26 protein-coding genes are annotated in these 25,904 nt (G+C 41.2%); 7 read left to right on the top strand and 19 right to left on the bottom strand.

Annotation, left to right across the window (positions count from 1 at the left end):
- Nucleotides 1-3 precede the first annotated feature (3 nt).
- The 12 genes from LCH52_03280 to LCH52_03335 form a co-directional block, all read right to left on the bottom strand.
- Nucleotides 4-1,098, bottom strand: a complete 1,095-nt coding sequence (locus LCH52_03280) for a glycosyltransferase family 9 protein (GenBank protein ID MCA0387496.1) — start codon at nucleotides 1,096-1,098, stop codon at nucleotides 4-6.
- Nucleotides 1,061-2,581, bottom strand: coding sequence for a polysaccharide biosynthesis C-terminal domain-containing protein (locus LCH52_03285; GenBank protein MCA0387497.1), 1,521 nt, complete (start codon nucleotides 2,579-2,581; stop codon nucleotides 1,061-1,063). Before LCH52_03285 ends, LCH52_03280 begins: the two co-directional genes overlap by 38 nt.
- A 32-nt stretch (nucleotides 2,582-2,613) precedes the next feature.
- Nucleotides 2,614-3,735 carry a hypothetical protein gene (locus tag LCH52_03290; GenBank protein ID MCA0387498.1) on the bottom strand — a complete coding sequence of 374 codons (1,122 nt, stop codon included), beginning with the start codon at nucleotides 3,733-3,735 and terminating at the stop codon, nucleotides 2,614-2,616.
- Complete coding sequence (locus LCH52_03295) at nucleotides 3,735-5,330, bottom strand: SLBB domain-containing protein (protein MCA0387499.1); 1,596 nt, start codon at nucleotides 5,328-5,330, stop codon at nucleotides 3,735-3,737. Before LCH52_03295 ends, LCH52_03290 begins: the two co-directional genes overlap by 1 nt.
- A gap of 16 nt (nucleotides 5,331-5,346) precedes the next feature.
- Complete coding sequence (locus LCH52_03300) at nucleotides 5,347-7,569, bottom strand: polysaccharide biosynthesis tyrosine autokinase (GenBank protein ID MCA0387500.1); 2,223 nt, start codon at nucleotides 7,567-7,569, stop codon at nucleotides 5,347-5,349.
- Between the two features lie 8 nt (nucleotides 7,570-7,577).
- Complete coding sequence (locus LCH52_03305; GenBank protein MCA0387501.1) at nucleotides 7,578-8,147, bottom strand: SLBB domain-containing protein; 570 nt, start codon at nucleotides 8,145-8,147, stop codon at nucleotides 7,578-7,580.
- Between the two features lie 62 nt (nucleotides 8,148-8,209).
- Nucleotides 8,210-9,073 carry a permease-like cell division protein FtsX gene (locus LCH52_03310; GenBank protein ID MCA0387502.1) on the bottom strand — a complete coding sequence of 288 codons (864 nt, stop codon included), beginning with the start codon at nucleotides 9,071-9,073 and terminating at the stop codon, nucleotides 8,210-8,212.
- A 3-nt stretch (nucleotides 9,074-9,076) separates the two neighbouring features.
- Nucleotides 9,077-9,568: a hypothetical protein gene (locus LCH52_03315; protein MCA0387503.1), complete on the bottom strand. Its 492-nt coding sequence runs from the start codon at nucleotides 9,566-9,568 to the stop codon at nucleotides 9,077-9,079.
- Between the two features lie 17 nt (nucleotides 9,569-9,585).
- Nucleotides 9,586-10,164 carry a hypothetical protein gene (locus LCH52_03320; protein MCA0387504.1) on the bottom strand — a complete coding sequence of 193 codons (579 nt, stop codon included), beginning with the start codon at nucleotides 10,162-10,164 and terminating at the stop codon, nucleotides 9,586-9,588.
- On the bottom strand, nucleotides 10,149-10,907 hold the full coding sequence (locus LCH52_03325) for a class I SAM-dependent methyltransferase (GenBank protein ID MCA0387505.1): 759 nt from the start codon (nucleotides 10,905-10,907) through the stop codon (nucleotides 10,149-10,151). Before LCH52_03325 ends, LCH52_03320 begins: the two co-directional genes overlap by 16 nt.
- On the bottom strand, nucleotides 10,904-11,497 hold the full coding sequence (gene recR / locus LCH52_03330; GenBank protein ID MCA0387506.1) for a recombination mediator RecR: 594 nt from the start codon (nucleotides 11,495-11,497) through the stop codon (nucleotides 10,904-10,906). The genes LCH52_03325 and recR overlap by 4 nt, the downstream gene beginning before the upstream one ends.
- A gap of 3 nt (nucleotides 11,498-11,500) precedes the next feature.
- On the bottom strand, nucleotides 11,501-11,836 hold the full coding sequence (locus tag LCH52_03335; protein ID MCA0387507.1) for a YbaB/EbfC family nucleoid-associated protein: 336 nt from the start codon (nucleotides 11,834-11,836) through the stop codon (nucleotides 11,501-11,503).
- Nucleotides 11,837-11,942: 106 nt separating this feature from the next.
- Between LCH52_03335 and LCH52_03340 the strand changes: the two genes are divergently transcribed.
- From LCH52_03340 to gatA, 7 genes are read left to right on the top strand one after another with little or no spacing between them, the layout of a single operon-like run.
- Nucleotides 11,943-12,560, top strand: a complete 618-nt coding sequence (locus tag LCH52_03340) for a hypothetical protein (GenBank protein ID MCA0387508.1) — start codon at nucleotides 11,943-11,945, stop codon at nucleotides 12,558-12,560.
- Nucleotides 12,561-13,226: a phosphatidylserine decarboxylase family protein gene (locus tag LCH52_03345; GenBank protein ID MCA0387509.1), complete on the top strand. Its 666-nt coding sequence runs from the start codon at nucleotides 12,561-12,563 to the stop codon at nucleotides 13,224-13,226.
- Entirely contained in the window at nucleotides 13,223-13,948 is a 726-nt protein-coding gene (pssA, locus tag LCH52_03350) for a CDP-diacylglycerol--serine O-phosphatidyltransferase (GenBank protein MCA0387510.1), read from the top strand. The genes LCH52_03345 and pssA overlap by 4 nt, the downstream gene beginning before the upstream one ends.
- Nucleotide 13,949: 1 nt before the next feature.
- Nucleotides 13,950-14,207, top strand: coding sequence for a phosphoribosylformylglycinamidine synthase subunit PurS (gene purS, locus LCH52_03355; GenBank protein MCA0387511.1), 258 nt, complete (start codon nucleotides 13,950-13,952; stop codon nucleotides 14,205-14,207).
- The gene (gene purQ / locus LCH52_03360; GenBank protein MCA0387512.1) at nucleotides 14,197-14,913 is read left to right on the top strand and encodes a phosphoribosylformylglycinamidine synthase subunit PurQ; all 717 of its coding nucleotides are present in this window, start codon (nucleotides 14,197-14,199) and stop codon (nucleotides 14,911-14,913) included. The genes purS and purQ overlap by 11 nt, the downstream gene beginning before the upstream one ends.
- Nucleotides 14,903-15,094: a twin-arginine translocase TatA/TatE family subunit gene (locus LCH52_03365; protein MCA0387513.1), complete on the top strand. Its 192-nt coding sequence runs from the start codon at nucleotides 14,903-14,905 to the stop codon at nucleotides 15,092-15,094. Before purQ ends, LCH52_03365 begins: the two co-directional genes overlap by 11 nt.
- 13 nt (nucleotides 15,095-15,107) lie before the next feature.
- Nucleotides 15,108-16,526, top strand: a complete 1,419-nt coding sequence (gene gatA, locus LCH52_03370; protein MCA0387514.1) for an Asp-tRNA(Asn)/Glu-tRNA(Gln) amidotransferase subunit GatA — start codon at nucleotides 15,108-15,110, stop codon at nucleotides 16,524-16,526.
- Here the strand turns inward: gatA and LCH52_03375 are convergent.
- The 7 genes from LCH52_03375 to LCH52_03405 form a co-directional block, all read right to left on the bottom strand.
- Complete coding sequence (locus tag LCH52_03375) at nucleotides 16,512-17,726, bottom strand: bifunctional 3,4-dihydroxy-2-butanone-4-phosphate synthase/GTP cyclohydrolase II (protein MCA0387515.1); 1,215 nt, start codon at nucleotides 17,724-17,726, stop codon at nucleotides 16,512-16,514. The genes gatA and LCH52_03375 overlap by 15 nt on opposite strands.
- 11 nt (nucleotides 17,727-17,737) lie before the next feature.
- On the bottom strand, nucleotides 17,738-18,073 hold the full coding sequence (gene yajC, locus LCH52_03380; GenBank protein MCA0387516.1) for a preprotein translocase subunit YajC: 336 nt from the start codon (nucleotides 18,071-18,073) through the stop codon (nucleotides 17,738-17,740).
- A complete protein-coding gene (gene tgt, locus LCH52_03385) occupies nucleotides 18,074-19,222 on the bottom strand; it encodes a tRNA guanosine(34) transglycosylase Tgt (GenBank protein MCA0387517.1) in 1,149 nt (382 codons plus the stop codon).
- A gap of 209 nt (nucleotides 19,223-19,431) precedes the next feature.
- Nucleotides 19,432-22,251 carry a T9SS type A sorting domain-containing protein gene (locus LCH52_03390; protein ID MCA0387518.1) on the bottom strand — a complete coding sequence of 940 codons (2,820 nt, stop codon included), beginning with the start codon at nucleotides 22,249-22,251 and terminating at the stop codon, nucleotides 19,432-19,434.
- 143 nt (nucleotides 22,252-22,394) lie between these two features.
- Nucleotides 22,395-23,294, bottom strand: coding sequence for a PorV/PorQ family protein (locus LCH52_03395; GenBank protein MCA0387519.1), 900 nt, complete (start codon nucleotides 23,292-23,294; stop codon nucleotides 22,395-22,397).
- 10 nt (nucleotides 23,295-23,304) lie between these two features.
- Complete coding sequence (locus tag LCH52_03400; protein ID MCA0387520.1) at nucleotides 23,305-24,315, bottom strand: hypothetical protein; 1,011 nt, start codon at nucleotides 24,313-24,315, stop codon at nucleotides 23,305-23,307.
- 1 nt (nucleotide 24,316) lies between these two features.
- Complete coding sequence (locus LCH52_03405) at nucleotides 24,317-25,900, bottom strand: hypothetical protein (GenBank protein MCA0387521.1); 1,584 nt, start codon at nucleotides 25,898-25,900, stop codon at nucleotides 24,317-24,319.
- Nucleotides 25,901-25,904: the final 4 nt, after the last annotated feature.

The following is a 25,904-nucleotide window of genomic DNA, read 5'->3' on the forward strand; positions in this document are numbered from 1 at the left end:
CTTCTATGAGTATTTATTGTAATGTGAAATTACAACATTTTTTACCTCGTCAACCGTTATTCTTGAGAGGCATTCTCTTACCGGACAGGTTCTTCCCGCTCCATATTCACAATAATTAAACTCAACCGGTGAACAATTCAATTCTCTGTTAATTGCGATGTGTTGATCTCCGGGCTGTTTACAAAAATTTGGATTTGTCGGTCCGAAAATTGCCACGGTAGGCACACCAAACCAGGCTGCGACATGAACCGGACCGGTATCATTTGCAACGAGTAATGCGGCGTGTTTTAAGATCGGGGCATATTCATCTATTGACTTCAATTCTGTAATCTTTATGCTTGAGTCTACAAGTGATGATTTAATATCTTCACTTAGTTTCCCTTTCTCCACGACAAAGTTGACCTCAAACGATCTACTCAACTCCACAGCGAGCGATATCATCTTCTTCATTCCCCACATTTTTTCATCCCAGCCGGCAAATGGAGTCAGGATTATTTCTTTTCCTCTTGCGGTCGACAAAGGAAAAATCCATGATTCGGGTTTTCTATTAATTATTTTGTAACTGTCAACAGCATCAAAATAAATATCGATGAGATGGGGCTCTTTCCGCATGGACTTAAAACTGTCGAAAGCGGTGCTGTAAGCCTCTCTGGAAATTCCGTGGAACCGCCTGCCACCTGAAAGCAGCATTGTAAATACTGACTGTGGATTCTCTGAAAAATTAATTACAACTCCGCATTTGGTTGCTCTGGCTTTTTTAATAACAGTCATTGATGGAATTTTACCACCTTGAAGAAACTCTGTGCTGTCAACATATACAAATTTTATTCCCGGCAATTCCTTGTTGAACAAAAAACTGAATTTACTGTAAGTAAGAACCGTGATCTGAACCGACACTTCCTCTTCTGAGAGTCTTTTGAGGGCATGAAGTGAAAGGATTGTATCACCTATGTTATTAAAAGAAATTATGAGAATATCCTTTCCGGAAGATGAAAACATGCGGGATAACAACTTCAGAATGAAGACTAAAAATCTTGTGAAAGACTTCAGGAAATTATTGTTATCGAGATTTAAGGAACCTGGAAACGATTTCCTCATAAACTGAGTTTCGGGTGATGTGTAAAATTAATGGATATGCTAAAATAAAACATAAAGGAAGAATAAGAGTGGTCAAATTAAATTGACTGACCAGCAAATAGCAAACTAACAATATCATCGATGAATAAAGCAGGAAGAAAAATGCGTTTTTCACTAATTCAGGATTTAATCTGAAGCCCGATCTTTTAAAGATGAAGGCGAGACACATTACAGATTGAACTATATAGGTAATCGAAGTTGAAAGTGCGAGTCCGTTCTGATGCATATTTTCACTTAGAACTAGTGAAAGGATGTATTTAAGAATTAAACCCGCGAGCGAAATTAAAACGAGAGCAGTACTCCCCTTCAGACTGTATGCATATTTCAATCCGACTGCAAATATTGCGTACAGAGGGAGGCTAATTGCATAGTAAACCAGAGTCCCTTCTGTCAGGAGAGTGGAATCGCCTGTAAATTTACCCCGCTGATAGAGTAACCCAATAATTTCCCCACCTGCAAAAATAAAAATGATTGAGGCAGGGATAAACACAAGAAGAATAACCTCTATCGCCTTCGTAAATTTTGCGTTTGCCTCTTTCAAGTCACCTTTAGCAACATTTGCAGCAAAATCGGGTAACAATGCACTTCCAAGTGCTGTTGTAAAGATGGTAACGGGAAGCATGTATATGATATACGAGTAGTTAAGTGAGGCAATACCGCCGGGTTCAGTGTTTGTATAAAACAGTCTGTCTATGAAAAAGAAAATCTGTCCCACCACTTCCACAAAGAGTGTATTAAGGAAGATAAGCCAGGAAACATTTTTTGAGATCGCAAGAGAGAATTTGAATTTCCCCCTGAACATATTCTTACTGCCAAAAAGTAGATGTGTAACCTGGATCATGCTGCCCATGATGTAACCGGCTATTATCGCCATGGTTCCCAGCCAGGCAGAGAAGAAGAAAACTGTGAAAATTATTGAAAGATTTGTCCACACCTGAGAAAGATAGGTAACCTTAAATTTGAACTCTGCTATCAAATACGCAGACAAGATACTGATTATGGCATTCAAAGGCACGGTTAGAAGTGCCATTTCAAAAAGTTGATTTATTGCGGTGTGGTCGGATCCGCTCGAGGTCTCGAGAAAAAGAGATATTACTCCGTCAGAGGCAAAGTAAAGACCCGCTGCCACCAGGGTTACTAGTCCCGTGAAAAGAAGCATCGTCGAAACAAAAAAGGAATTTGCTTCTTCGGGGTCTTTCGATTTGAGATCATTGTAGATGGGAATGAAGTAGTTTTGAGCCTGATAAAACAGAATACTGTTCAGCATCGCAGGAATGGTGTATGCTATAAGGAAATATTCGAAATCCTTCCCGACTCCGAATTTCCCGGCAAATAAAATTTCTCTGAAGAAACCGGTTCCTTTGGAAAGAACCTGAGCAACCACCACTATCAGTGCAGCTCCGCCAACTCCTTGAAATATGTGTTTTATTCTATCTTTTACCAAAACAGGTGAGTTTTTTCTAACAATTTAAGTGGTTAGCTTAAATATTTTTTTACTTCATCTTCTTTTCTGAAGTAATACAAAAAGGTAAGAGTAAAAAAGAGAAACGCTGCAGCCAGGACCGACTGAAACATTTTTGGGGAAGATGTCCTCAATGGGGGCACAGCCGTATCAAGTACTTCGATGGTTGGAATGTCTTTCTGTTCCTGTATCAGCTCTTTGAAATATTGCTGTTGAAGAAGTGAATATACTTCGCTTAAGACCCGGACTTCCCTGTAATAGTTTGAAAGTTTTACCCCCAAAGCAGGAGCTTCTTTGAATCCAACAAACAATTCATCGGAGTTGGTCTGAAACTTGTTGTATTCTTTTTGAAGTGATGCAAGTTTACTTTTTACTGCCTCAACCTCAGGAGAGGTTTCACTCATTGTCTTTAATCTGAATTCGAGTTCAATTTGTGTTGCCAGAATGTCGCTCTTCACTTTTGCGGCAGCATCTATTGCAGCTTTTAATTGTTCGGGTAGTGCAATGGTCTTATTCTCCTTCTGAAACTTTGCCATTGCATTCTCGGCACTGTCCAAATCACTTTTAGTAGTTGCAAGTCTGCCTTCGATAAACTCTCTTGTTAATTTTGCTTTGCTGTGAAGTTTGCTCCTGTTTATGCTGTCCAAAGCTGCAACAAAAGTGTTGCTCACCAAAGCAGCGAATTCAGCAGTACCTTTTCTGTCAGTGTCATTTCTACCGAAATATCCGGTCTTGATCGAAAAGCCAATCTTGATAATGCCTTCCTTCGTCACCTCAACTTCCAAGTCACCAAGTATTTTGGAATGCAACTCTGTCAGGTTTGTTGTGTTGTAATATTTTTTCAGGTCAACTTTTTTTATTACATACTCAGTGGCGGATCGGCTTTTAACTATTTCGGCATACAACTGTGAACTACCGGAAGCCCCGCCTGTCACCAAACCCCCAAGGTCCTGCCCACCCAGCAAACCCGCAAGTCCCTGTGACTTGGGTGACTCGGGGGGAAGAACTGACGATGTGGCGGTAAAGGTCAATGGATAGACAAAGTAGAGAGTTACTGTATAGACGACCAGTACCGTGAACGAAATTCCGAGTATTTTAACATAATTCTTAAAGAAAGCTGAAAAAATTGTTTTCATTATCTGGTACTGATTATTACTGCCACAGTTGCGGCTATTACGGTCGCCAACTGGCCAAGAATGGTTAGTGTATCTTTGAATACATCCCAGAATTTCGGCGGTTGAGGCTGTTCCGGAATCCAAATGGTATCGCCCGGTTCCAGTTTAACAACCTTATCCTCTTCAATCCATTCACCTGTTCTCCCTTTTATTATCCTGACTTTTCCTTCTTCAGCTCTCCATGCGAAACCACCTGCCATATTGATATAATCTCTGACTGAAAAATCGGGATGAAATTCCAGATTCCCGGGAAATACAGCCTGACCAATTATCGTGATATAGTCTTTTTTCTCTACCACAAAAATCTGATCATTTTTCTTTAAAATCAAGTCGTCTGTTTTATCACGGAAAACTTTCTGAAAGTCAATTACTATCCTGCCGCGACGCTGCCGGGATTTTGATTTTAGATAATCATACTCGTCATCGGTCATATCCTTACGGGGAATTATTTTAATCCTCTCGAATTCTGGATCGTAGGACGATTCACCGGAAGCCCGGATAATGTAAGAGTTTTTCATTGATGCCTTCTCAAGAAATCCGCCGGCTTCAGGAATAATCTGGGAGAGTTTTGTCACCCCCTCAGTAATCTTATAAGGTCCCGGATATCTGACAAAACCATCGATAGTCACAATGTTTTCCTGAAGATAAAGCGGTTTGGAGCGAACAACTATTCTGTCTTTGTTTTGTAACTTGAAGCCGTTAGACATCAGGTTTCCGGAACTCTCTCGAATGCTGTTCTGGGTTTTATTATCATCTGCAAATCTGATCACCTCTATTGTGTCAAGAAATGCAGCATCAAGATAGCCACCTGCTATTTTAAGAAGTTCGGCATAGGTTTCCCCTTCTTTATACTCGTAAACCCCGGGGTATTTGACCATACCTGAGAGACTGACAGTCTTGTCAAGCTTGTCAACCATGATATAATCACCTTCTTCAAGCAATGGATTCTGGTTTCTGTCGGCAAGTCTGATGAAAGATAAAAGATCAATAAACTTTGTGCCACCATCCTTTGAAATTATTTTTATATTTCTGATATTGGCAACGGGTGTGAAACCCCCGTCCATAAGGATGTCGTTCAAACGTGAGTTCGCGAGAATGACTTTACTCCCCTTCTTCAAAACCTCGCCATAAATCGCAATTTTTATCCTTCTGATACCTGATAGAGTGACGAAGATATTTTTACTCTTGTATTTTCTGGCAAATTCGGCTTTTATACGATCTTTTGCATCTTTCAGAGTCAATCCGCTCACTTTAATCATCCCTATTTTAGGAAGCAGAAGAAGACCGTCCGGATTTATTTTAGCATCGAACACAAGGGTTTCGATATCATCAAGACTGATCTTGAACTGATCTCCAGGTCCAACCAAATAGACATTTTCATCGACACCACCTTCAACCACCGCAATGTCATCACTTTTCTGCGTTGAGGAATCGGTTATGATAAATGCCCTGTCGGCATAGGAAGGCATGTCCTGTGAACGGACCACCGTAGAAAAAAGAGAAAGGAACAGCATTACTGCCGTTCCTTTTCCAATAATAGAGAATATACTGTTCAACTGTCTCATTGCAGGACTATGAATTTTCTCCGGTTTTTGTCGAGCGTGAGTAGTAGTAGTAATATTTGTAATATGAACCATATGAGCTCTTATAGACAAAATTATTGAGTACAGCTCCGATGAAGTGGTGTTTTCCCTGTCTCATAATTTCACCGGCTCTTCTAAGGAGTTCCATCTCGGTAGTATCCGCTGAAACAACCAGAATTGACCCGTCAACATATCTCGAGAGAATCTCTGAGTCAGTAACAGCAATTACCGGCGGTGTATCGAGAATTATGAAATCGTATCTGTCTTTCAACTCATTCAGGAAGTGAAGCATCGCTTCAGATTCCATCAATTCTGCAGGATTTGGAGGAATGGTACCGCAGGGAATGAAGTCCAGGTTTGGCATATCAGTTGTACGAATAATTTCATCCAGCGTATTATGGCTGAAGAGGTAATCCACCAGACCGGGATGTCTGTTCATATTAAATACATTATGAACTCTCGGTTTTCTTAAATCGCAGTCAACCAGCAGAACTTTTTTGTTGATCTGTGAAAAACTTCCTGCAAGGTTTGTTGCAATGATGGTTTTACCTTCAGTTGGAGCTGATGATGTTACAAGAATCACTTTCATCTTGGCAGCATCGGGAGTAGTGAATTGCAATCGGGTCCTGAGTGCTCTGAAAGCCTCTGCAGGAATTGAGTCAGGCTTTGAGAATACTATAAACTCGTTCGAACTTCCCTTCGTTGCATCAATACCCTCAATTCTCGGAATCCATGAAAGGACATTGAATCCAAGTTTAGTGAGTTGATCAGGAGTTTTTACGGTCTTGTCGAAGTAATCTCTCACAAATACATATGAAATTGATACAACGAGACCCAACACAATACCGATAATTACAATAAGAGTACGGTTTGGTTTGGCTGGGGAAGTCATAACCCTCGCGACCTCAATAACAACCACATTACCGGGTTGCGACTGCTCATTAATTACGGCTTCCTGGAAGCGCTGTTCGATAAGCGTATAAAGTTTTTCAAGCCCCTCACGGGTTCTTGTAAGCTTTGCGAGTTCAATGGCACTTCTTGGAAGAGTCCCAAATTTTCCTTCATACTGTGCCAACTGGCTTGTGACCTGAGCAATCGAAAAATTCAATCCTTTTTCCTGAATATCCAATTCCATCAGCTTTAAAGCGACTGTTTTGTATTCTTCAGGTGTGTTCGCAACTGCACTTTTCTGAAAAGTCTCAACCTTCTCATTTAATTTGTCTTTGAGGAGATTTATTTTAAAATCTATCTCCTTTAAGGCTTTGGCATTTTTAGGGTCTTTGTCATTTCCGACAACGAGTAATTTCTGAATCTCAAGTTTGGCAATTTCTGTTTGGAGCTGATCAAAATAACCTTTTACCTCATATTGTGCGAGGTAATCAAGTGCATCAGGATCAAGTTTTGCAAGCTTGGCTTTGTATGATTCAATTGCATTTTGAGTCGATTTCAACTCAATTTCATACATCCCTTTGCTAGCTTCGAGTGTGGAAATCTGTGAAATCAGATTGGAAGCCTGATTGTCGAGGGCTATAATTCCCCCGCTCTCCTGAAAAGTCTTCAACATATCTTCTGCCTGATTTAATGCCTCAAGCTTTTCAGACCGCTGTTGATCGAGATAATTTTTGATTACAACAAGCTGATCACGGTTGAACATCAGGTTTAGATTGCGGTACTCGGACGAATATGTATTGGCTATCAAAGCAGCTTCATATGGAGAAGGTGAACTTGCGGAAAGAATCACAAAGTCCAGGCCCCTCTTTTGTTCAACAGTAACGAGACTTGAGAGTGTAACAGCAAGTTGTTCCTTAGTCATAAGCTTTTTCTTGCTCTGGTCAAGTTTGTCACTGGTCAGAAGAACCGAGAAAGTGTCTTTTTTCTGCGCATTGTTGAATGAATCAATAAGTGCAGAAGCAACTCTTTCTCTTAAGGTATAACTTTTGATGACCTCAATTTCATTTGAGATGAATCTGTCTTCTGAACCAAAAGGTTGAAGGAGCGGATTCGATTCAAGAATATTACCGGAGTTTTTATTGATTTTTACAAGTGTGGTAGAATTGTAGATATCAACCGCATTTATAGCGTAAACGAGGGCAAAAATGAAGGAAACGGCAGTAATAATCAGTATCGGGAGCAGGTTTCCCCTTATCAGTTGAAGATAATCTACAATTGATTTCGTTTCCTGGAATTGCGAATTGTTGAATTCTGTATCCAAAAGTTCCTCTAATTTCGTGTAATATTCAGGATTAAAATAGTTAATGATATAGCAGCAGACAGAACCTGCAGTGCTATCGAGAGATAATCTCTAAAGAAAAATCTTGGCTCGCCCTTCAAAAGAAGAATATCGCCCGGTTGAAGTCTCGGGATGGTATCCACGGGACGAATCTGATCCTCCCAAAGGAGGGAATTGTAATTCAGTTCGAGAACCCTGTTACCGGTGCTGGAAATCAACGAACTGTCTCTTGCATTTTTGGGTGGGGGAAATGCGGCTGTATCACTGTTTGCGAATCTGAACAATGCAATCTGCTCGAGCAATGCATCTGTGGTTGGACCACCGGCAAATGCAAGCAGGTCGAGCACTGTTGTTCCTTCAGGTACAAGATATTTACCCGGAAACTTTACATATCCGAGGGCAGAGACTGTAATATTTATTCTATCGGGATCTGAATAATCATAGAACGCACCACCTGTTTGCCTTATGGTTGCATCCCTTCCAACTTTCACATCCTGTGCTTTAATAATAAATGTTGTGCTAAAAACCAGAAGAAAGAACAGTAATTTGGTAAACCTCATGTCTCTACTTTTTATTTATGATGTGCAAATATATTGATTATTTCAAACTTTTTAAAGCGTATTTAGTTTCTTAACTCAATTTTAATTGAAAACGCGGCAAGAAAAGTACCTAAAAAGGCTATTAAAGGTGCAGATACCCACGAGAGCAACACTCCCATGGTATCGGTCGAATTTGAAATGTTTATTTCTAAAAATTCCAAACCTGAATTTACAACAATTTCATGGAATAAATATGTGATAAATGCACACACTATCCCGAGTGAGAAGGTTGAAATGTAGGCAGGAAGCTTTATTTTCATCAGACTCCCTCCAACCAGTCTCATTGTATTAAAATCCTCACTTCTCGCTGCGAACGCTGAGCGAATTGAAGTATAGGCAAGATAAAGGGCAATAAAAAGGAAAACAGCCGAAACCGTTACAGTTATCAATCTGATTCTTTTGGTAAAAACCATCACTTCTTCGAGCAGCCCGGCACGAAATTCAAATCCCGTAATTCCCTTTTTTTGTGCAATCGTTTCAGAAATTTTGCCCAGCCCTGAAATCTCATTCGTTTGGGAGTCAAAAGCAACAATCAGTGATGCCGGTAATGGATTGACACTCAGAATTTTACTAAAATCCTCACCCGTCTGTCTGATAAACTCTTTACGGGCTTCATCCTTGCTTAGAAACTCTACTTTTTTTACCGCGGGTGCTTTTCCAATTTCTGCAACCAAGACATTAATTGCAGACTCTGAAAGTGAATCTTCAAGATAAAACGAAGCTGTAACATTCTTTTTCAGATTTTCCTGCAGTGCCGAGGAAAAATTGGTAAACAGATATGATGCCACAATAAAGTTTGATGCCAGCAGCAGGGAAATAAATGTAATTACCGATGTAATTCCGGCATATTTTAAGTTTCGATAGGCTTCTTTAATGTAAAATGTCATATTCTATAGATTTGATTCGTCGATCCAGCGGGCAATCTGCCACTTGTTTGTAATCGCATTTTTTTCCAGATTAAGATTAACTCTGCCATTTATTCTGACAATATCGTTAGGGTTAAAAGTGATTGTAAGATTAAAACTCCGAACGATATTCAGTTTTAGTGAATCCCCGCTCGACAAAATTATGTTGTTCCAAACGAGATCGAGCCTTTCAGAATTTGAGAAAAGTCCCGAAGTGGTTCTTAGTTCCTCTTCCCTTCCCCATGTAACATCTGCACCAAGGTCGTAATCACGAAATGTAAAAATGAAATCATCCTTTATCAGAGCAGAGTAAATACTCGTGTCTTTAAAAGTATAAGCATAACGAAGGTTAACAAAGATGCCATCAGATGTGGAAAGATCACTCAGCACTCCTCCACCCGAGTCAGGATCAGTGTAGTGTCCGGGTGAAAATGGATTTTCACATCCCGGAATAAAAAGAACTAAAATGAGTATCATTCCTTTCAGGAATTTTCTCAATTGAAGTACCCTTTCAATTCACTCCATGTGGCAACTTCTCCCGATTTTATATCCTGCCACTGATAAATTGTCCACAATTGTTGTTTGTCCCTCAAAAGTTTGAATTGCAACTTTCCGCTGTAGACATTCGCCAGTCCTTGAATGTTGTGAGGCACAGTCATATTATAATTTGCAGAAAGATAGGCACTGTCGCCAAACGATACAAGTTGCTGCTGATCAAGCGTCAAACTGATCGCAGACTCCTTTGGGATTTTATTAATTATATTGTTCAGATATTGTTCTTCATCTTTTACCGACCAGCCCGAAACAAGAACGGCGTACTTCGAAACCGCTTCGGCGTTTGCAATATACTGGAAGGACTTCCCGTTTTTTGTCGAATCGCTGAAAGATTTGAGATAATACTGGGTACTCTTGGTCGTTATGGAATTTATCATGTTCGTAATGACACTGTTCACATCTACAGGTTGAAGATAGTTGAACCTTGGTACATCAGGTGACTCAGGCGGTCTCGTACTAAAAATGTCGCATCCGGCAAAAACGACAGGCAAAAATACAAGAACTAAGAGGCGATGCATATAAATCTAGGCGATTCTTTTACGTTAAAACTGTTTCCATCATAATCACCGTACAATGACAGATTTTCTGCACCAAATTCATCCAATATCGATAAAATTTCTTCTGCATCAAATAATCTTACTGATTCCCGAAAACTGTAGCTGTTCTCCCCTTCCTCAATTTCGATGTCTTTGATAACCCTGTTGTTCTCGATTCTCCGATTCTCCATGTACCGCGTACCTTCTATGACTGAATCGGAATACGGAACGAGATTATCCTTCAGGAATTGTGCATTCAGAAAATCGAATAAAAATCTACCCGACTTTTTTTTGAGTAAAAATGCATTCTTCAGAGCGAGACGGTTTTCTGAATCAGATTCGAAATATCCCCAGCTTGTAAAAATATTCATCACAAGATCGAATTCAGCCTTAAACGGGATCGATCTGATATCACCCCTCACCAAATTCATATCCACCCCGGCTCCTCTAGCCTCAGCTTGAGCAACACTCAATAGCCTGTTACTTAAATCATAACCGGTGACATTGTATCCCCTCCTTGCAAATTCGATGGAATGCCTGCCAGAACCACACCCTACATCCAAAACCTTTCCCTTGCAATGCCCGGGTATCCGATGCTTTACAAGTTCAATCAACTTTAACGCATCATTCCTGTCACGGTGTCTGTAGAGCGAAAGGTAATGTTCAGATTCAAACCAGTTTTTGAACCAGGTTTTACCCGGCTCAACTGTCTTTTCAATAGTCAAAAGCTGCTCCTGCCGGTAACTGCCCGACCGATAGTGGCATCATCTGCAAATTCGATATTACCGCCAATGGGTACCCCTCTGGCAATCCTGCTCACTGAAACCCCGAAAGGCGAAATCAGCCTGTTAAGGTATAATGAAGTTGCCTCCCCTTCGGTATCGGGATTAAGGGCGAGAATCACTTCCTTTACTCCATCATCAAGTCGAATGAGAAGTTCCTTTATCTTGAGATTCTCGGGACCTACACCGTTCAGGGGAGAAAGCACTCCCCCCAGAACATGATAAGTACCATTAAACTCATGAGACCTTTCGACAGCAATAACATCGTTAATATCCTCGACGACACAGATTATCGATTTATCCCTTTTCTCCGAACTGCAAATATCACAAACTTCCTCTTCACCAATGTTGAAGCAAATCCTGCAAAATTTGAGTTTTGTCTTTAGTCCGGTTAGTGATTCTATCAATTTATCTATCTCTTCCGGTTGTTGCCGCAGAAGGAACAAAGCAAGTCTCCTCGCACTCTTGGCTCCAACTCCCGGGAATTTTGAGAATTCTTCCACCACGGCTTGAAGTGGTGCAGCAAGATTCATCGCTTAGAAACCCGGGATGTTCATTCCGGGAGGAATCACACCTTTAGTGAGTTTGCCCATCTCTTCCTCATGCATCTTTTTCGAAGCCGCAATTGCTTTATTCACTGCTGCCACTATCAGATCTTCAAGCACTTCCTTGTCATCCGGCACTATAACTGCAGGATCGAGAACGATCGAAACCAGTTCATTATTTCCGTTCACAGTTGCTTTAATCATTCCACCACCGGCTTCCTCGGTTACAGTTTTCGCACCAAGCTCCTGCTGAAGTTTAGCCATGTCTTCCTGAAGTTTTTGAACCTGACGCATCATCTGTTGCATATTGGGTTTACCACCGAACATTAATCCTCCGGATATTTGAGTATTTTTTTAGAAAATGTTTATTTATGTAACTTGTTAACTTTATATTTGCCATTTATATATTTTTATTGTTGAATTGTAATAAAAAATGCAGATAGAATTAGAGAGTAAGTTCAGTTCAATCTTAAACAGCAAAAAACGCAATGCTAATTTACGAGGAAATTCGTTAATTATTTCCCCACAACTTTCTGACTATCTTAAAGAGTTCAATTTACCTCTCTATTTTTCGGAGAAGGATCCGGGAGTTGAACCGGCTGAAAGTTATGGAGCCGGTTATTCTATAAGTGTATTCAATTTCGCGAATAGTTATATTGCAAAAGCTGCCGGTGTTGAAGTGCTCTGTCCACTCAAATTACCTGCATATCTGGTTTATATTGATGAAAATAGTGATCTCCCGGCGGGTGAATCATTGCTCTTTTCACTCGGGATCACAGTTCCCGAAGATTTTCGTGCAGCACTCAAGTTGTCATTTAAGTTTAATGCAGTCTTAAGATCCTTTTTTGAAAGACGGGGATCGGATTTGGTCTCGATTAAAGTAAAATTTGTGATAAGTAATGACAAGGTACTGATCAATGGTGATTTGACATACTCGGATTTACTTCTTTTACCACCTGAGAGTAACAGAGATTTATTAAAATATGTGACAGCACCGGATGAAAAAAACACTAAAAAACACATAAAATTCATTAACAAAGTTTTGGAATAAATGTTTACTAAATACGGCTATTTTACCATTGGAATTGTTCTCGTTTTATCTTTTTTACTGATTGCCGCCGGCATCTGGTTTATTGAAAAACCGCTGATAAAATATATACTTTTCATCGTAGCTGCTTTCCTGACAATATTTACCCTGAATTTCTTCAGAGATCCCGAACGCACCCCGCCTGCAGGCGATGATATCATTGTCTCCCCTGCTGACGGCAAAGTGCTGTTTATAAAAGAAGTTTATGATGAGGAATACCTTAAGGGCAAAGCACTCCAGGTCTCAATTTTTATGTCCCCCCTCAATGTTCATGTAAACAGAATCCCGATTGATGGAAAAGTGGAGTATCTGAAGTATCATGAGGGGAAATATCTTGTTGCGTGGGATGACAAAGCCTCTTCTGAAAATGAAAGATTTCTTACCGGAATCGATTATGGAAAAGGGAAACTCCTCTTTTCGCAGATTGCAGGATATGTAGCCCGTCGAATCGTTAACGATCTGAAGACGGGTGAATCGGTGAAAAAAGGTGAAAGATTTGGAATGATAAAATTTGGCAGTCGTGTCGATGTTCTTGTCCCCCCCGGATCTGTTCCACAGGTGAAGGAAGGCGATATGGTTACTGCCGGAGAAACCATTTTATTCAAATTACAGCAGGATTCAAAAAAATGATAAATAACAAACGGGCTATCGTGCCCGGATTGCTTACACTGGGCAATCTTACCTGTGGATATCTGTCCATAGTGTTCGCCGCTCAGGGGGAGTTTGTAACCGCGGGATACCTGATTATTGCATCGGCGTTTTTTGACCTCATTGACGGTCTTGCCGCGAGACTCCTGAACGCAGCTTCCAATTTTGGTGTGCAGCTCGATTCCCTCGCCGATATCGTTGGTTTTGGGGCTCCAACAGCGTTTCTGGTCTATAAATTCAAACTTGAGGAATTTGGAACCTGGGGACTGGTAATCAGCCTTCTTTTTCTGGTCAGTGGTGCACTCAGACTTGCAAGATTCAACACTCAGGTAAGTTCCGACCTGAAGAAAAAAGACTATACCGGAATCCCTATCCCTGTTGGTGCATTGATCGTTACACTTCTGATTCTGGCACAAATTGATAAAGATATTATTCCCTGGTCGTGGAAATGGCTCTTCCCCTTTGTTACAATTCTGACAGCAGCCGGGATGGTTTCAAAAATAAAGTTTGCGGCATTTCCCAAATTCAATAAATCACTTATAGAAAAGTCACCCGTGGAGATATTACTGGTGCTGATTCTCCCCTTTGCGATCTATTTTTATGGAATCACAGGTCTCTTTTTCTTATTCATTTTTGGTATTTTATTTAACATAGCCAAAAGCTATGTTACTAGTCAGAAAAAAACAATTAAGCATCGGGCATAATGTGTTCAAAGCCAAAGTTATAGTCAAAAGAAGAAAATCAATTCTCGACCCGCAAGGTAAAGCTGCCGAACAGGGAGCAAAACTTCTTGGATTCAATAATATCCAAAGCGTCAGAATGAATAAAGAAGTCGAGTTTTTCGTGAATCTTGCCTCCAAAGAAGAGGCATTTAGGGAAGTTAGTGAGTTCTCGGAAAAACTGCTGGCAAATCCGATTATGGAAGATTATGAAATACAACTCGAAGAAGTAGATGAAGCCTAAATTTGGTGTGGTTGTTTTTCCCGGTTCAAACTGCGATCACGACGCGTACTATGCTCTAAAGCATGAACTTGGCTATGAAGTCGAGTTTTTGTGGCATAAAGAGCACTCCCTGAAGGATTGTAATGTCATAATTCTCCCCGGAGGCTTTTCCTACGGCGACTACATAAGATGCGGCGCAGTGGCAAAACTCTCCCCCATTATGCGCGAAGTAATCCGTTTTGCCAATGATGGCGGAATTGTGATTGGAATCTGCAACGGTTTTCAAATACTTTGTGAAACGGGACTTCTCCCCGGCGTATTGATCAAAAACCGTGATTTGAAATTTATTTGTGAAGATGTGTATCTAAAAGTAACCGGGAAGTCGAAACTCTTTGCTGATGGAAATCACAACTCTGTATTCAAAATACCGATAGCCCATGGTGAAGGTAATTATTTTATTGAAGAAGAAAAACTTGCAGAACTTGAAAGCAACAATCAGGTTCTTTTCCGTTACTGCACGGCAGTTGGTGAGGTCTCCGATAGTGCAAATCCGAATGGCTCACTAAACAATATCGCAGGAATTACCAATGTTTCAGGTAATGTCCTTGGTATGATGCCACACCCCGAGAGAGCCTGTAGCAAGACCCTGGGGAATGATTCGGGCAAGTTCATTTTTCTTTCAATTGCAGAATTTTTAAAAACTAAAGAGGTAGAAAATGTTTTCTAATCTAGGACCACTCGAGATATTTCTCATAGTTCTTGTTGTACTCCTCCTGTTCGGCGCGAAAAAAATCCCTGAGCTGGCACAAGGTGTTGGTAAAGGAATGAGAGAATTCAAAAGAGCAATAAAAGATGTTGAGCAGGACATCAAAGTTGATGACAACAAGGATCAGCCTAAAAATCCCTGACACCGGTCAATAGTTGCTTACCTACAATACCATTTCTGAAAAACGGGATCTTCTGCTGTCAGGAGAACTCGATCTCATTGCAAATGTCAATTATTTTCTTCAGAAGATTAAGTCCTCTGAAGATATCAATGCATTTCTGCATGTAAACCATACGCTACCCCTTGATGCCGAAAGACTCTTGGAAAAACTGAGGTCCGGGGGCGCTCCGGGTAAACTTTTCGGTGCGGTAATAGCAGTCAAGGATGTCATTTCTGTCGAAGGGATGCCAATGACCTGCGGTTCCCGTATTCTGGAAGATTTTCAGCCTGTTTTCACGGCCACGGCTGTTCAAAAACTAATCGATGAGGATGCCCTTATTATTGGGAAACTCAATTGTGATGAGTTTGCAATGGGTTCGTCAAACGAGAATTCCGCCTTTGGCGCTGTTCTTAATCCTGTTGACAAAACAAGAGTCCCCGGTGGTTCTTCAGGTGGTTCCGCTGCTGCAGTAGCTGCAGGACTTTGCGATGTAGCCCTCGGAAGCGATACTGGAGGTTCCATTAGACAACCGGCTGCCTTTTGTGGAGTGTATGGAATCAAACCATCTTACTCCCGGGTTTCCCGGTATGGTTTGACTGCATTCGCTTCCTCATTCGACTCGATAGGTCCAATCGCACACAATCCTGAAGACTGTGCGCTTGTTTTGCACATCATGGCCGATTATGATCAACTTGACTCCACTTCCACGAAAAACACCTCGACAATCTCTTACCCTGTTCAGAGAGTAACCAAAAAACTCAGGATTGGGATTCCCGTTGAATATATGGGCGAAGGTCTTGATGACGAAATCAAGGAAGCTGTGTTTGGTATAAAGTCAGAACTTGAAAAACTGGGTCATACTGTCGAATCCGTTTCATTACCCTCGACCAAATATACTATCGCTGCCTATTATGTCCTGACAACCGCCGAGGCTGCTTCAAATCTATCGAGGTATGATGGAGTAAGATTCGGGAAGAGGTCGGGCAAAGGTGGGGGTCTGAAAGAGATGTATACTGCAACGAGATCTGAAGGATTTGGTACAGAAGTAAAACGCAGAATAATGCTTGGAAATTATGTACTCTCGGGTGGATATTACGATGCATACTTCAATAAAGCTCAAAAGGTGAGAAGGCTTATCAAGAATGATTTCAGGAAGGTTTTCGAAAACTTTGATCTTATTCTGACGCCCGTGACTCCCGAACTTCCCTTTAAGTTCGGTGAGCGATCAAAAGACCCTCTTGCAATGTATTTAGGTGATATTTATACCACTTCTGTAAACCTTGCCGGTATACCCGGAATCTCGATTCCTGTCGGGACATCCAAAGATGGTCTCCCGCTTGCAGTTCAGTTCATTGCCGCTGAATTCGCAGAGGATACTCTCCTCAGTATCGCAAAAATCCTACAAAAGCTCTGAAATAGAACTCATAATCATGTGTCCCATCTTGTCTCTCTTTGTCTTGAGATACTTGATGTTATTGGGATTCGGTGCAATCTCTAAAGGGACTCTGCTTTCAACAGAAATTCCATACTCGAGCAGATCATCAATCTTCTTTGGATTATTTGTTATAAGTTTCACACTCTTCAGTCCAAGTTCTTTAATTATTTGAGCACCAAGACCGTAATCCCTTGGATCGGCATCAAAACCAAGTTTTTCGTTGGCCTCCACCGTATCGAAACCCATATCCTGAAGTTTGTACGCTTTAAGTTTGTTACTCAATCCTATTCCTCTCCCCTCCTGACGCAAATAAATCACGACTCCCTTGCCGTAACCGTTTATTAAATCAAGCGAGTGGTTTAGCTGGTCGTGGCAGTCACATCTGAGAGAATGAAAAATATCACCTGTCAGACATTCCGAGTGAATCCTCACCATAACATTTTCCTCACCCGACACATCACCTTTAACTACAGCGATATGATCTTTTGAGTCGATATGCGATTTATAAAGATGAAGTTTGAAATCACCATGAGATGTCGGGAAATTAATAGTGGTAATCTTTGATATAAATTTCTCGTTGATCATCCGGTGCTTCAGAATCTGCCTGACTGAGATCATTTTTAGATCGAACCTTGCCGCAATTTCCTGAAGCTCTTTCATCCTTGCCATCTCACCGTCCTCTTTGAGTATTTCACAAAGTGTGCCGGCAGGATTCAAGCCTGAAATACGGCAGAGATCGACAACTGCTTCGGTATGTCCCGCTCTTTTAACTACTCCACCTTCGGTGTATCTGAGAGGGAAAATGTGTCCCGGGATGGCAAAATCTTCTGTTTTTGCTTCGTCCGAAGCAAGGGCAAGGATGGTTTTTGCACGGTCAGAAGCAGAAATACCGGTGGTCGTACCTTCAACTGCATCTACAGAAACGGTAAAATTTGTTCCATGAAGAGCATTATTTGAGCCACTCATTAATGGGATACCCAGGTGATCCAGTTTGCTCCCGTCCATTGCAACACATAACAGACCTCTGCCCTGCGTTATCATGAAGTTAACAATTTCGGGTGTTACAAATTCTGAAGCACAAACAAAGTCACCTTCGTTCTCACGGTTTTCATCATCAGTAATGATGATTACTTTTCCGTTCCGTAATTCAGAAACCGCTTCTTCTACCGTGCAAAACATCACTAATTCCGTTATTTTTTGTCTAAACTTGTGGTTGTACCGTCTGAATTCAATATTGCTGCTATAGCATTTTTATCGAATTTTATTTTTGTTGTGTCACCAACTTTAATCCAGACAACTTTATCTTCAACTGTGGTGACTTCACCATACATGCCACCTGAAGTGACCACTTTGTCCCCTTTTTGAACTTCGGAAAGGAGTTTTTCTCTCTCTTTCTGTCTTTTCTGCTGGGGTCTAATAATCATAAAATAAAAAATGAGGAAAATGGCACCGAACATTATCAGTGTACCCATCATTCCGCCGCCGCCTTCGCCTCCTGCAGGAGCCATTGCAAGCAAAGTTTCCATTTAATTCTCCGTTTCTTTTTTGTCTTGTTCTGTTATCTTATATAAAACTTGTTCTTTCCACTGCTTAAAATCCCCCACTGAGATGTGCTCCCTGGCAGCTCTTGCCAGTTCGAGATAGAAGTGTACATTGTGAACCGAGACGAGTTCAAATCCCAAAAATTCGTTTGCAACCAGAAGATGCCTCAAATAAGCTCTCGTGTGATTCCTGCATGTGTAACAGTTGCAATTTTCGTCCAAAGGTGTAAAATCATTTTTATAGATCGAGTTTTTTATCCTTACCGGACCATTCCATGTAAAAATAAAACCTCTTCTGGCGTTTCTGGTCGGCATTACACAATCAAACATGTCCACACCCCGCTCGATAGCTTCAAGGATGTTTTCTGGTTTGCCTACACCCATGAGGTATCTTGGTCTGTCAACTCGCATAAAATCAGTTGTAAAATCGACAATATCATACATCGATTCTGCAGGCTCACCTACTGCCAGTCCACCTATCGCATAGCCTTCAAAATCGATATCCAACAGCGATTTCACCGATTCTTCCCTTAAATCTTTGTAAGTACTTCCCTGAATTATCCCAAACTGATTTTGTTCAAAACCGTAGAGTCCCGAAGTCTTGAGAAATGCTTCCCTGTTCAGAATTGCCCAGGCTGAAGTCATTTTGGTCGAATGTTTCGCGTATTCATAGGTGCATGGGTATGGAGTACATTCATCCAATACCATCATGATATCAGATCCGATGGACCTTTGGATATTTACAACTTTTTCAGGGGTAAAGAAGTGCTTCGAACCATCAAGATGTGACTTAAACTCAACTCCGTCATGCTTTATTTTACGCAAATCAGAGAGGGAAAAAACCTGAAACCCGCCGCTGTCGGTAAGGATTGGTCTGTCCCAGTTGATGAATTTATGCAACCCTCCGGCTGCCTCAAGTGTCTCAGTCCCCGGTCTCAAGTAGAGATGATAAGTATTTCCAAGTATGATATCTGCATTGATATCATCTTTCAGATAAGAAAAATTTACTGCCTTTACTGTCCCCTGAGTACCTACAGGCATAAAAATTGGCGTTTTAACCACCCCGTGTGCAGTAGTAAATTCGCCTGCTCTCGCCTTGGAATCCTTATTGGTGGTTAGTAACTTAAAATTCAGACTCAATAAATCTCAAAAATTGTGATTTAAAATTTACTTCTTTTAAAACTCTCTAACAAATTAATAAAGCAGTGGTATTATTTATAAAGAAAATCCCGGCAACAAAAAGTCACCGGGATTCTGAAGAATCTGCTTTCTCATCACTCAGTTTCTACGAAATTCCGGGTTCAGAAGTACTGAAGTTCAGAAGTTCCGAAGCTCTATGGTTCCTACTTTACTAGGGTCATCTTTCGGCTGATCTTTACATTCTCGCCTGAAAGTTCGTAGAAATAGACTCCACTCGCAAATCCGGTCGCATTGAAATCAACAGTATAGACACCTGATTGTTTTTGCTCATTAAAAAGCGTAACAACCTCTTTGCCTGTAATGTCATATATCTTCAACGAATAAACTCCCGCCTTTGCGATTGAATAATTGATCACGGTGGATGGATTAAACGGATTTGGATAGTTTTGCTGCAATGAGAATTCTGCCGGAAGGTTATCTCTCTCCCCGGTCGAGCTTGGGAGTGGTATAGTAATTGAACCAAACCCGGCGACAGAATATTCTTTTGCCAGGAGTCGTTCCAGCCATGAACTCTCTCTCGTTTTGTTTACATCAAATGCTCCAAAATAAGCTCCAATTTTTCCGTTCACAGGCAATTTTAGTGCTGAACTTAACAGATCAATCGCTACTTCAAATTGCACTGCACCCGCGGTGGTTTTTGCCGCAGCTTCAAGTCCGGAGGGATTGAGGAATCCCTGGGTAAAACCAACGCCTGCACTGTAAGGGAAATACGCAAGTTCGAGACCCGTTCCGTCCCTTCTTACTCTGAAATAACCCTCCACGGAGTCCTGATAACTGAAATCCCTGTTTTTGTCGAAGGCAAATGTTACGAAATCATCAGTCGAAAGTGTGGAGTCGCCAAAAAGATCGAAACCAAGATACAGTTTCGTTCCGGCAACTTTGGTGTACACACTTCCCCAGTGACCATTTCTGGTAAGAATTATTCTTGTTGCATCACCATATTCGGTATCTGACACCTCTCCGTCGATAACCGGAGCTGACAATGATGCAGGATTTAGAATAATTGAGTCATTTTGTTGATAGGCGATCCCGAAATTTACCGGAGTAATTGATGTTTCATAACTTGAATCATAAACCGCCGAAACTCCGTAATAATAATTTACGAGTGGAGGTACATTCATCGAACTGAATGTAGTTACAAGCTGATCCATTATCAGATTGTTCTGGTTTTGTAAACTGAAAGGAGACTCTGACCTGTACAATCTGAAACTTCTGACAGCCCTTCCTGTTGCAGTTAGTCCGGGTTGTCCTGACATCTTTACATCATCGAGGTAGATGATAATATCCTCTGCTTTTGCCTGAAAAGCAAAATAAACATCCCTGTTTATGTATGAGGAAAGGTCAATTGATACAGGTCTCCAAACGAGATTAGAGTCAGCAAGATACTGCGGATCAAGTGCTCTTATTACAGTTGTAAAAGCAGCCGTATCTGAAGTGGTAGTGGAAAGCTTTACAAAACTCGTATACGGATTACCAAAAGCGTATGCCGTTCTGATATAGAAAGTCAGATTTGGTTTTTCGGGTGAAATGTGTACTTTTTCAGTAATCAGCCAGTCTGTCTTTGGGGCTCCGGGTGAATAGACATCAAATTTAATACATTTGTTTCCACCATGAGGAAGAAAACCGGATTCAACCCAGTAAGTTCCTTCTCCTGTAGGAGGAGTAACTCTCCATCCCTCGGGAATACCGTCTTCAAAATTCTGATCAAACTCACCCGGCATTACCCAGGAGGCATCGATTCTGTCGGCGTATTTCCCTTTTGTAACAGTCAGACCTGTCGGAGGGAGTTTCAAAATAATATTCGTGTCTGCTATTGTGATCGAGGCAAGAGCGGAATCAGAACCATTCGCACTTTTTACGATTATGTTACCACTTCCTGCAGAGTTTGCTCTGAAGGTTGCCGAGTCACCCGTGGTTTCGAAAACACCAAGATTTGCCGGACTCACACTCCATTGATATGGTTTCACACCATAACCGGCTTTGAATTTAATCAAAGAACCCATGGTTGTGTTTACAAATGTGGGAGAGATTGTAACCGGCAAAACAACTGCAGCATCAAGAACTGTATCTATTCCTGAACTGTAGTGACCAATCCATTTTTTATTGTCTGCACTTACCGCAACTGCTGTCATATCAGTACTTAACAGGGGTGAATTTGAAGGAGTGTAGGAAGTTACATTTCCGTTATATATAACTTTAACCCCAAAACTTCCTGTTGTACTCGATGAGGCAATCCAGATTTTCCCGTTTAAATCCTTTGCCATGCTTTTTGAATAGCCATTGAATCCCATCGGAGTAAAAGTATTGTTTTCATATTTGAACACATCGATGTCAGAGGAGGCGTAAACAATATCATTGTTATCAACCGCCACACTGTAAAACAATCCTTTTTTCAAGCCTTGTTTTGTTACGCCATTGTAGACGAAAAGACTGTCGAAAGTTGTGTAGTAAATATGCCCGAGAGAGTTCTCAGCAATGGAACGGCACCATCCGCCCCCTATTCGGGTCCAGTTGTTGTCGGCTATCCGTTTGAAGAGTCCCGTTCCCGAGCCACCGTAGATTACACCATTGCTTGCTTTGTAAAATACATTTATGTCACTGCTGCCCACAATTTCAAAAGTACCAATCCAGGTAATCGTATTTGAAGCAAATTCGTACACATAAAGTCCGCCAAGCAAAGCCGATGATTTTACTGTTATATAAAGTTTTGCATCGATATAAGAAATGGCTGTTATTTCGTAAAAGTTACCGCCTGTTGTCGGTAAACTTGAGTTCTTTGGGAAGGCAATTACTGAAGTGCCGTCGATTCCAAAAACTCCTCTTGTTCTGGTACCTACCCAGACTTTACCGTCAGGTGCAGAAGTTATACACCTTATCTGGTTGTCCGGAATACCGTTTCCTGTTGTTATACTTCCCCAGGTCTGAGCAAAATTAATTTCAAAAAGACCTGAAAATATAACCAATAGTAGAACTAATTGTTTTGTAATGAATTGGTAATTATGTGATAAAATAAATTGTTGAATTAATTGGGAATTACTTCAGCCCTGAAATTTTTATGTTAGAATTGTGTCAGGATTTTATACCTGTAAAACGGTTTGTGCTCTAATTAAAATCCTAATTTGACAGAAAATGTGTGACCCATTCCCAAATTCTGCCCGAACGGTGAAATGGCGTAGTCGAAGACGAATTTATTCCAGTAAATACCAAGCCCTGAGGTGAATCCTTTCGATTCATACAAAGTCTGATAACCCAGCCGCAGAGCAATAAGATTATCATACAACACTTCGGCACCAAGATTTATATGAATGTCATCTGTGGCAAGGTATTTTTGAACTTCAAGTCCGGTGTTGAAGGTGAGCTTGTTCGAGGGCATCTCAAAAATATATCCGCCACCAATTCTCAAATCGGCAGGCAGTTTTGTGGCGGTTGTTTTCAGCTCATTCATTGCGCCGAGATTTCTGAGAGCAACTACGGCAAAAATTTTGTCAGATAAGGAATATTTTGCGCCCAAATCCACTGCAAAACCTGTTGCATCCTCATAAAACATCCCTTCATAGAGGTATTTTACGGCTAATCCGGCATCAATCCTGTCTGATATTTTAAATCCGGTCCCAAGTGAAACCGCATAGAAATCAGCAGTGAATGTTGAAAGCGCTGCTCCCGGTCTTTCTCTCACCTCGATATCACCAATCCTTGTTGAGTTTATACCAAGTCCCATTTTCAGTCCAAACAAGGAAAAGCGGGCTGCCAGCATTTCTGTTTTCACTCCCTGTATCCATTCATTGTGCGTAAAGGATACTTCAGGACCGGAACTGCTGCCAATATTTGCGGGATTATAGAATATGGCAGAGGCATCATTCGCGAAAACTGCTCCATTATCCCCAAGGGAAATATTTCGGGCACCCGAACCGATCTTTAAAAAAGAGAGCCCGGAGTTACCGGCAGTTTGTGAATGAATGTCAAGGATACCAAATAAAATAAAGAGAATTAAAAAAAGTTTTTTCATTGTTGCAGTCTTAAAAAATGAAATTAAGGCCAATTATATGTCTGTCTGAAGACGAGTATTGTTCCACCTGAAAAGCGTAATCAAATCCAACCCTGAAATTTCCAACTTGTCTAGAATAGGAGAAGCCCAATGAGGGCTTGACGGGATCATCTCCATTGCTCAGATACCAGTTATCGATACCCCCTCGCAGAAAGAGCCCTTCATAAATATTGTATTCAGCTCCGAATCTGATTAAATTTGTACCAAAATTGTCTGATGCAAATTCCGCTGCGAGTTGCAAATTATACGGTTTGTAAAGATAACTCACACCAAGCTTCTTGAAAAGAGGAAACTTGTCGTTAGTTGCACCGCCATCGGTACCATAAATCGGGGCAGAGTCCCATTTGTACTGCGAGTTAATGTCGCTCAGGACGAATGAAACCGCAAGTTCAGGTGTAATCGTATATATAAGACCCACATCGAATCCAAGACTTGTGGTTGTCACCTCTTCATACAATTTGTAATAATAAAATCTTGCTGTGACACCGGCTGCAAATTTTTCCGAAAACTTGTTCGCGAGCGAAAGATAAAAAAGATTCTCTGAAGTCGACAGAGTTCCTTTTTTGAAGCCCTGGTTATCCCTCTGATCGATATTGGATACACCGGCGTTAATCAAACCCGCTGAAACACCCGCAGTCGATCTTGGAACCCTCTCCCCCGGTATGGTATCATTCTTTCCGTAGAAATCGAACCTTCTGGTAAAACTGATAAAATTTAATGCACGGTCGAGACCCAGAAATGTATATTGTGCATTAAATGAATTGTCGTTTTGAAATACCGCAAGTGCAGGATTGTAATAGGTAAAGATATTCCCGGTTTTTACCGTACTTAATGCATTACCCATACCGATGCCTCTGGCACCAAAACCAATTCGGCTGAAAGCACCGGGCGCTGAGGAAATGTCGCTCATTTTTCTCTGAGCATCAACTGATGTTACCAAAATGAGAAGTGCAACTAAAAATACTAATTTTCTGATCTTCATATTATTGCAACACCATTATCTTTCCAAACAAAGGTTTTTCACTTCCGGCATCAATACGGTAGAAATAAACTCCATTAGGCACTGTTTTGCCATTATCATCCTTGCCGTCCCAAAAATCGATAACTCCGGGTGTGCCTGAATTGTTTACCGAATGAACCGGATTTCCTCTCGGCGCGTTTTGAATAACTGTTCTCACATAATTCATACCGAAATCAAAAATCCTGATTGTAACATTCAGTTCTTTTCCTCCCGTGGAATATTTGATTTTTACCTGCTCTGTTTTTGGAGAAAACGGATTGGGGAATGCATATGAATCTTCTTTTGATTCAAGTTGCTGTGACGCAAAGTAAAGTTTCCATTTATCTGGCCACACACCTGTAAAACCACTGTTTCTTACCAGTCCGTCAGCAGTACCAATGTATAGCACTATTCCCGATTCCGCCCACGCAGCCGAATAAAAAGTTTTTGATTTGAGCGAGAGTTTCGAGTCACTGTCTACAATGATACCGGGTGAATACCAGTTTTTGCCGTAATCATTTGATTTGTAAAGTCCACCACTCGCTGCTGCAACAACTTTGTCGGTAAATACCGCAAAATTATTCACTCGTTCACCGTCCAGACTCGTAATCCAGTTGGCACCGCCGTCAGGAGAAAAACTTACACCATATGATTCCGATAGGTCTTCAGCTTTCCATGTGGCTGCCCATATTTCGTCGGTTCCGGGCTTGAATGCGAGGCCCACAACGAAGTTCCCGGACATTGCATTGACCTGATTCTGATGATTAAACTTGACCCAGCTAATTCCACCATCGGTTGATTTGTTTATCCCGTTCGCGGTTCCGGCATATATAACAGTATCATTCACAGCCATCACACTGAAAGCACGATAGTTCAGATAACCTTCACTGCAAAATTTCCCGGGAACCGGGGAAACACAAAAGTTTAAATTATCCGAAGGCTTTATTGAATTTAGAAAATCAGGAGGTAAAACAACTCTCTCCCAGGTTACTCCGAGATCGGTTGACTTTCTTAACCCGCCTGCAAAAGATGATATCCAGACAGTACCGGGTGTGATTGCAATGTCGTATGTAATATTCTGAATTGCGACAGTAACAGGAAGTGCTCTCAACCTGTTGTTACCGTAAACTATCACGGTATCGGCATCTTTATCCAGAGGTTGCGATACTGATTGCCATGTCTCTCCTCCATCGGAAGTATATCGCAGTCCGCTTCCCTCAGGGAGTGTCTGTCCGGTTCTTACGACCGAGTGTGCTGTCGCTACCCAAAGTATTCCTCTGTACTTGTCCCACGCAATTGCCGAAACATTTTCTGTTCCAAAAGCTGGATCACCATAATAGTTTCTCCAGGTCGTTCCTTTGTCGGTCGATCTGCTAAGTCCCCTTGAAGTACCAAGCCAGATTGTGTCTCCCTGTACCAGCATGGCACTTATGCTGTTGGAAGCAGGATTTTCGGAGGAAGAATATGCTGTCGCAGATGGCGAATCCTCAAATTTGAAGGAAAATGGACTCTCCTGTGTAAATACTGCATATGTAAAACAAACAAAAATCAGAACAAGAGTTTTCATCAAT

This window comes from Bacteroidota bacterium (genome assembly GCA_020161395.1).
Taxonomy (GTDB): Bacteria; Bacteroidota; Ignavibacteria; order Ignavibacteriales; family Ignavibacteriaceae; genus UTCHB3.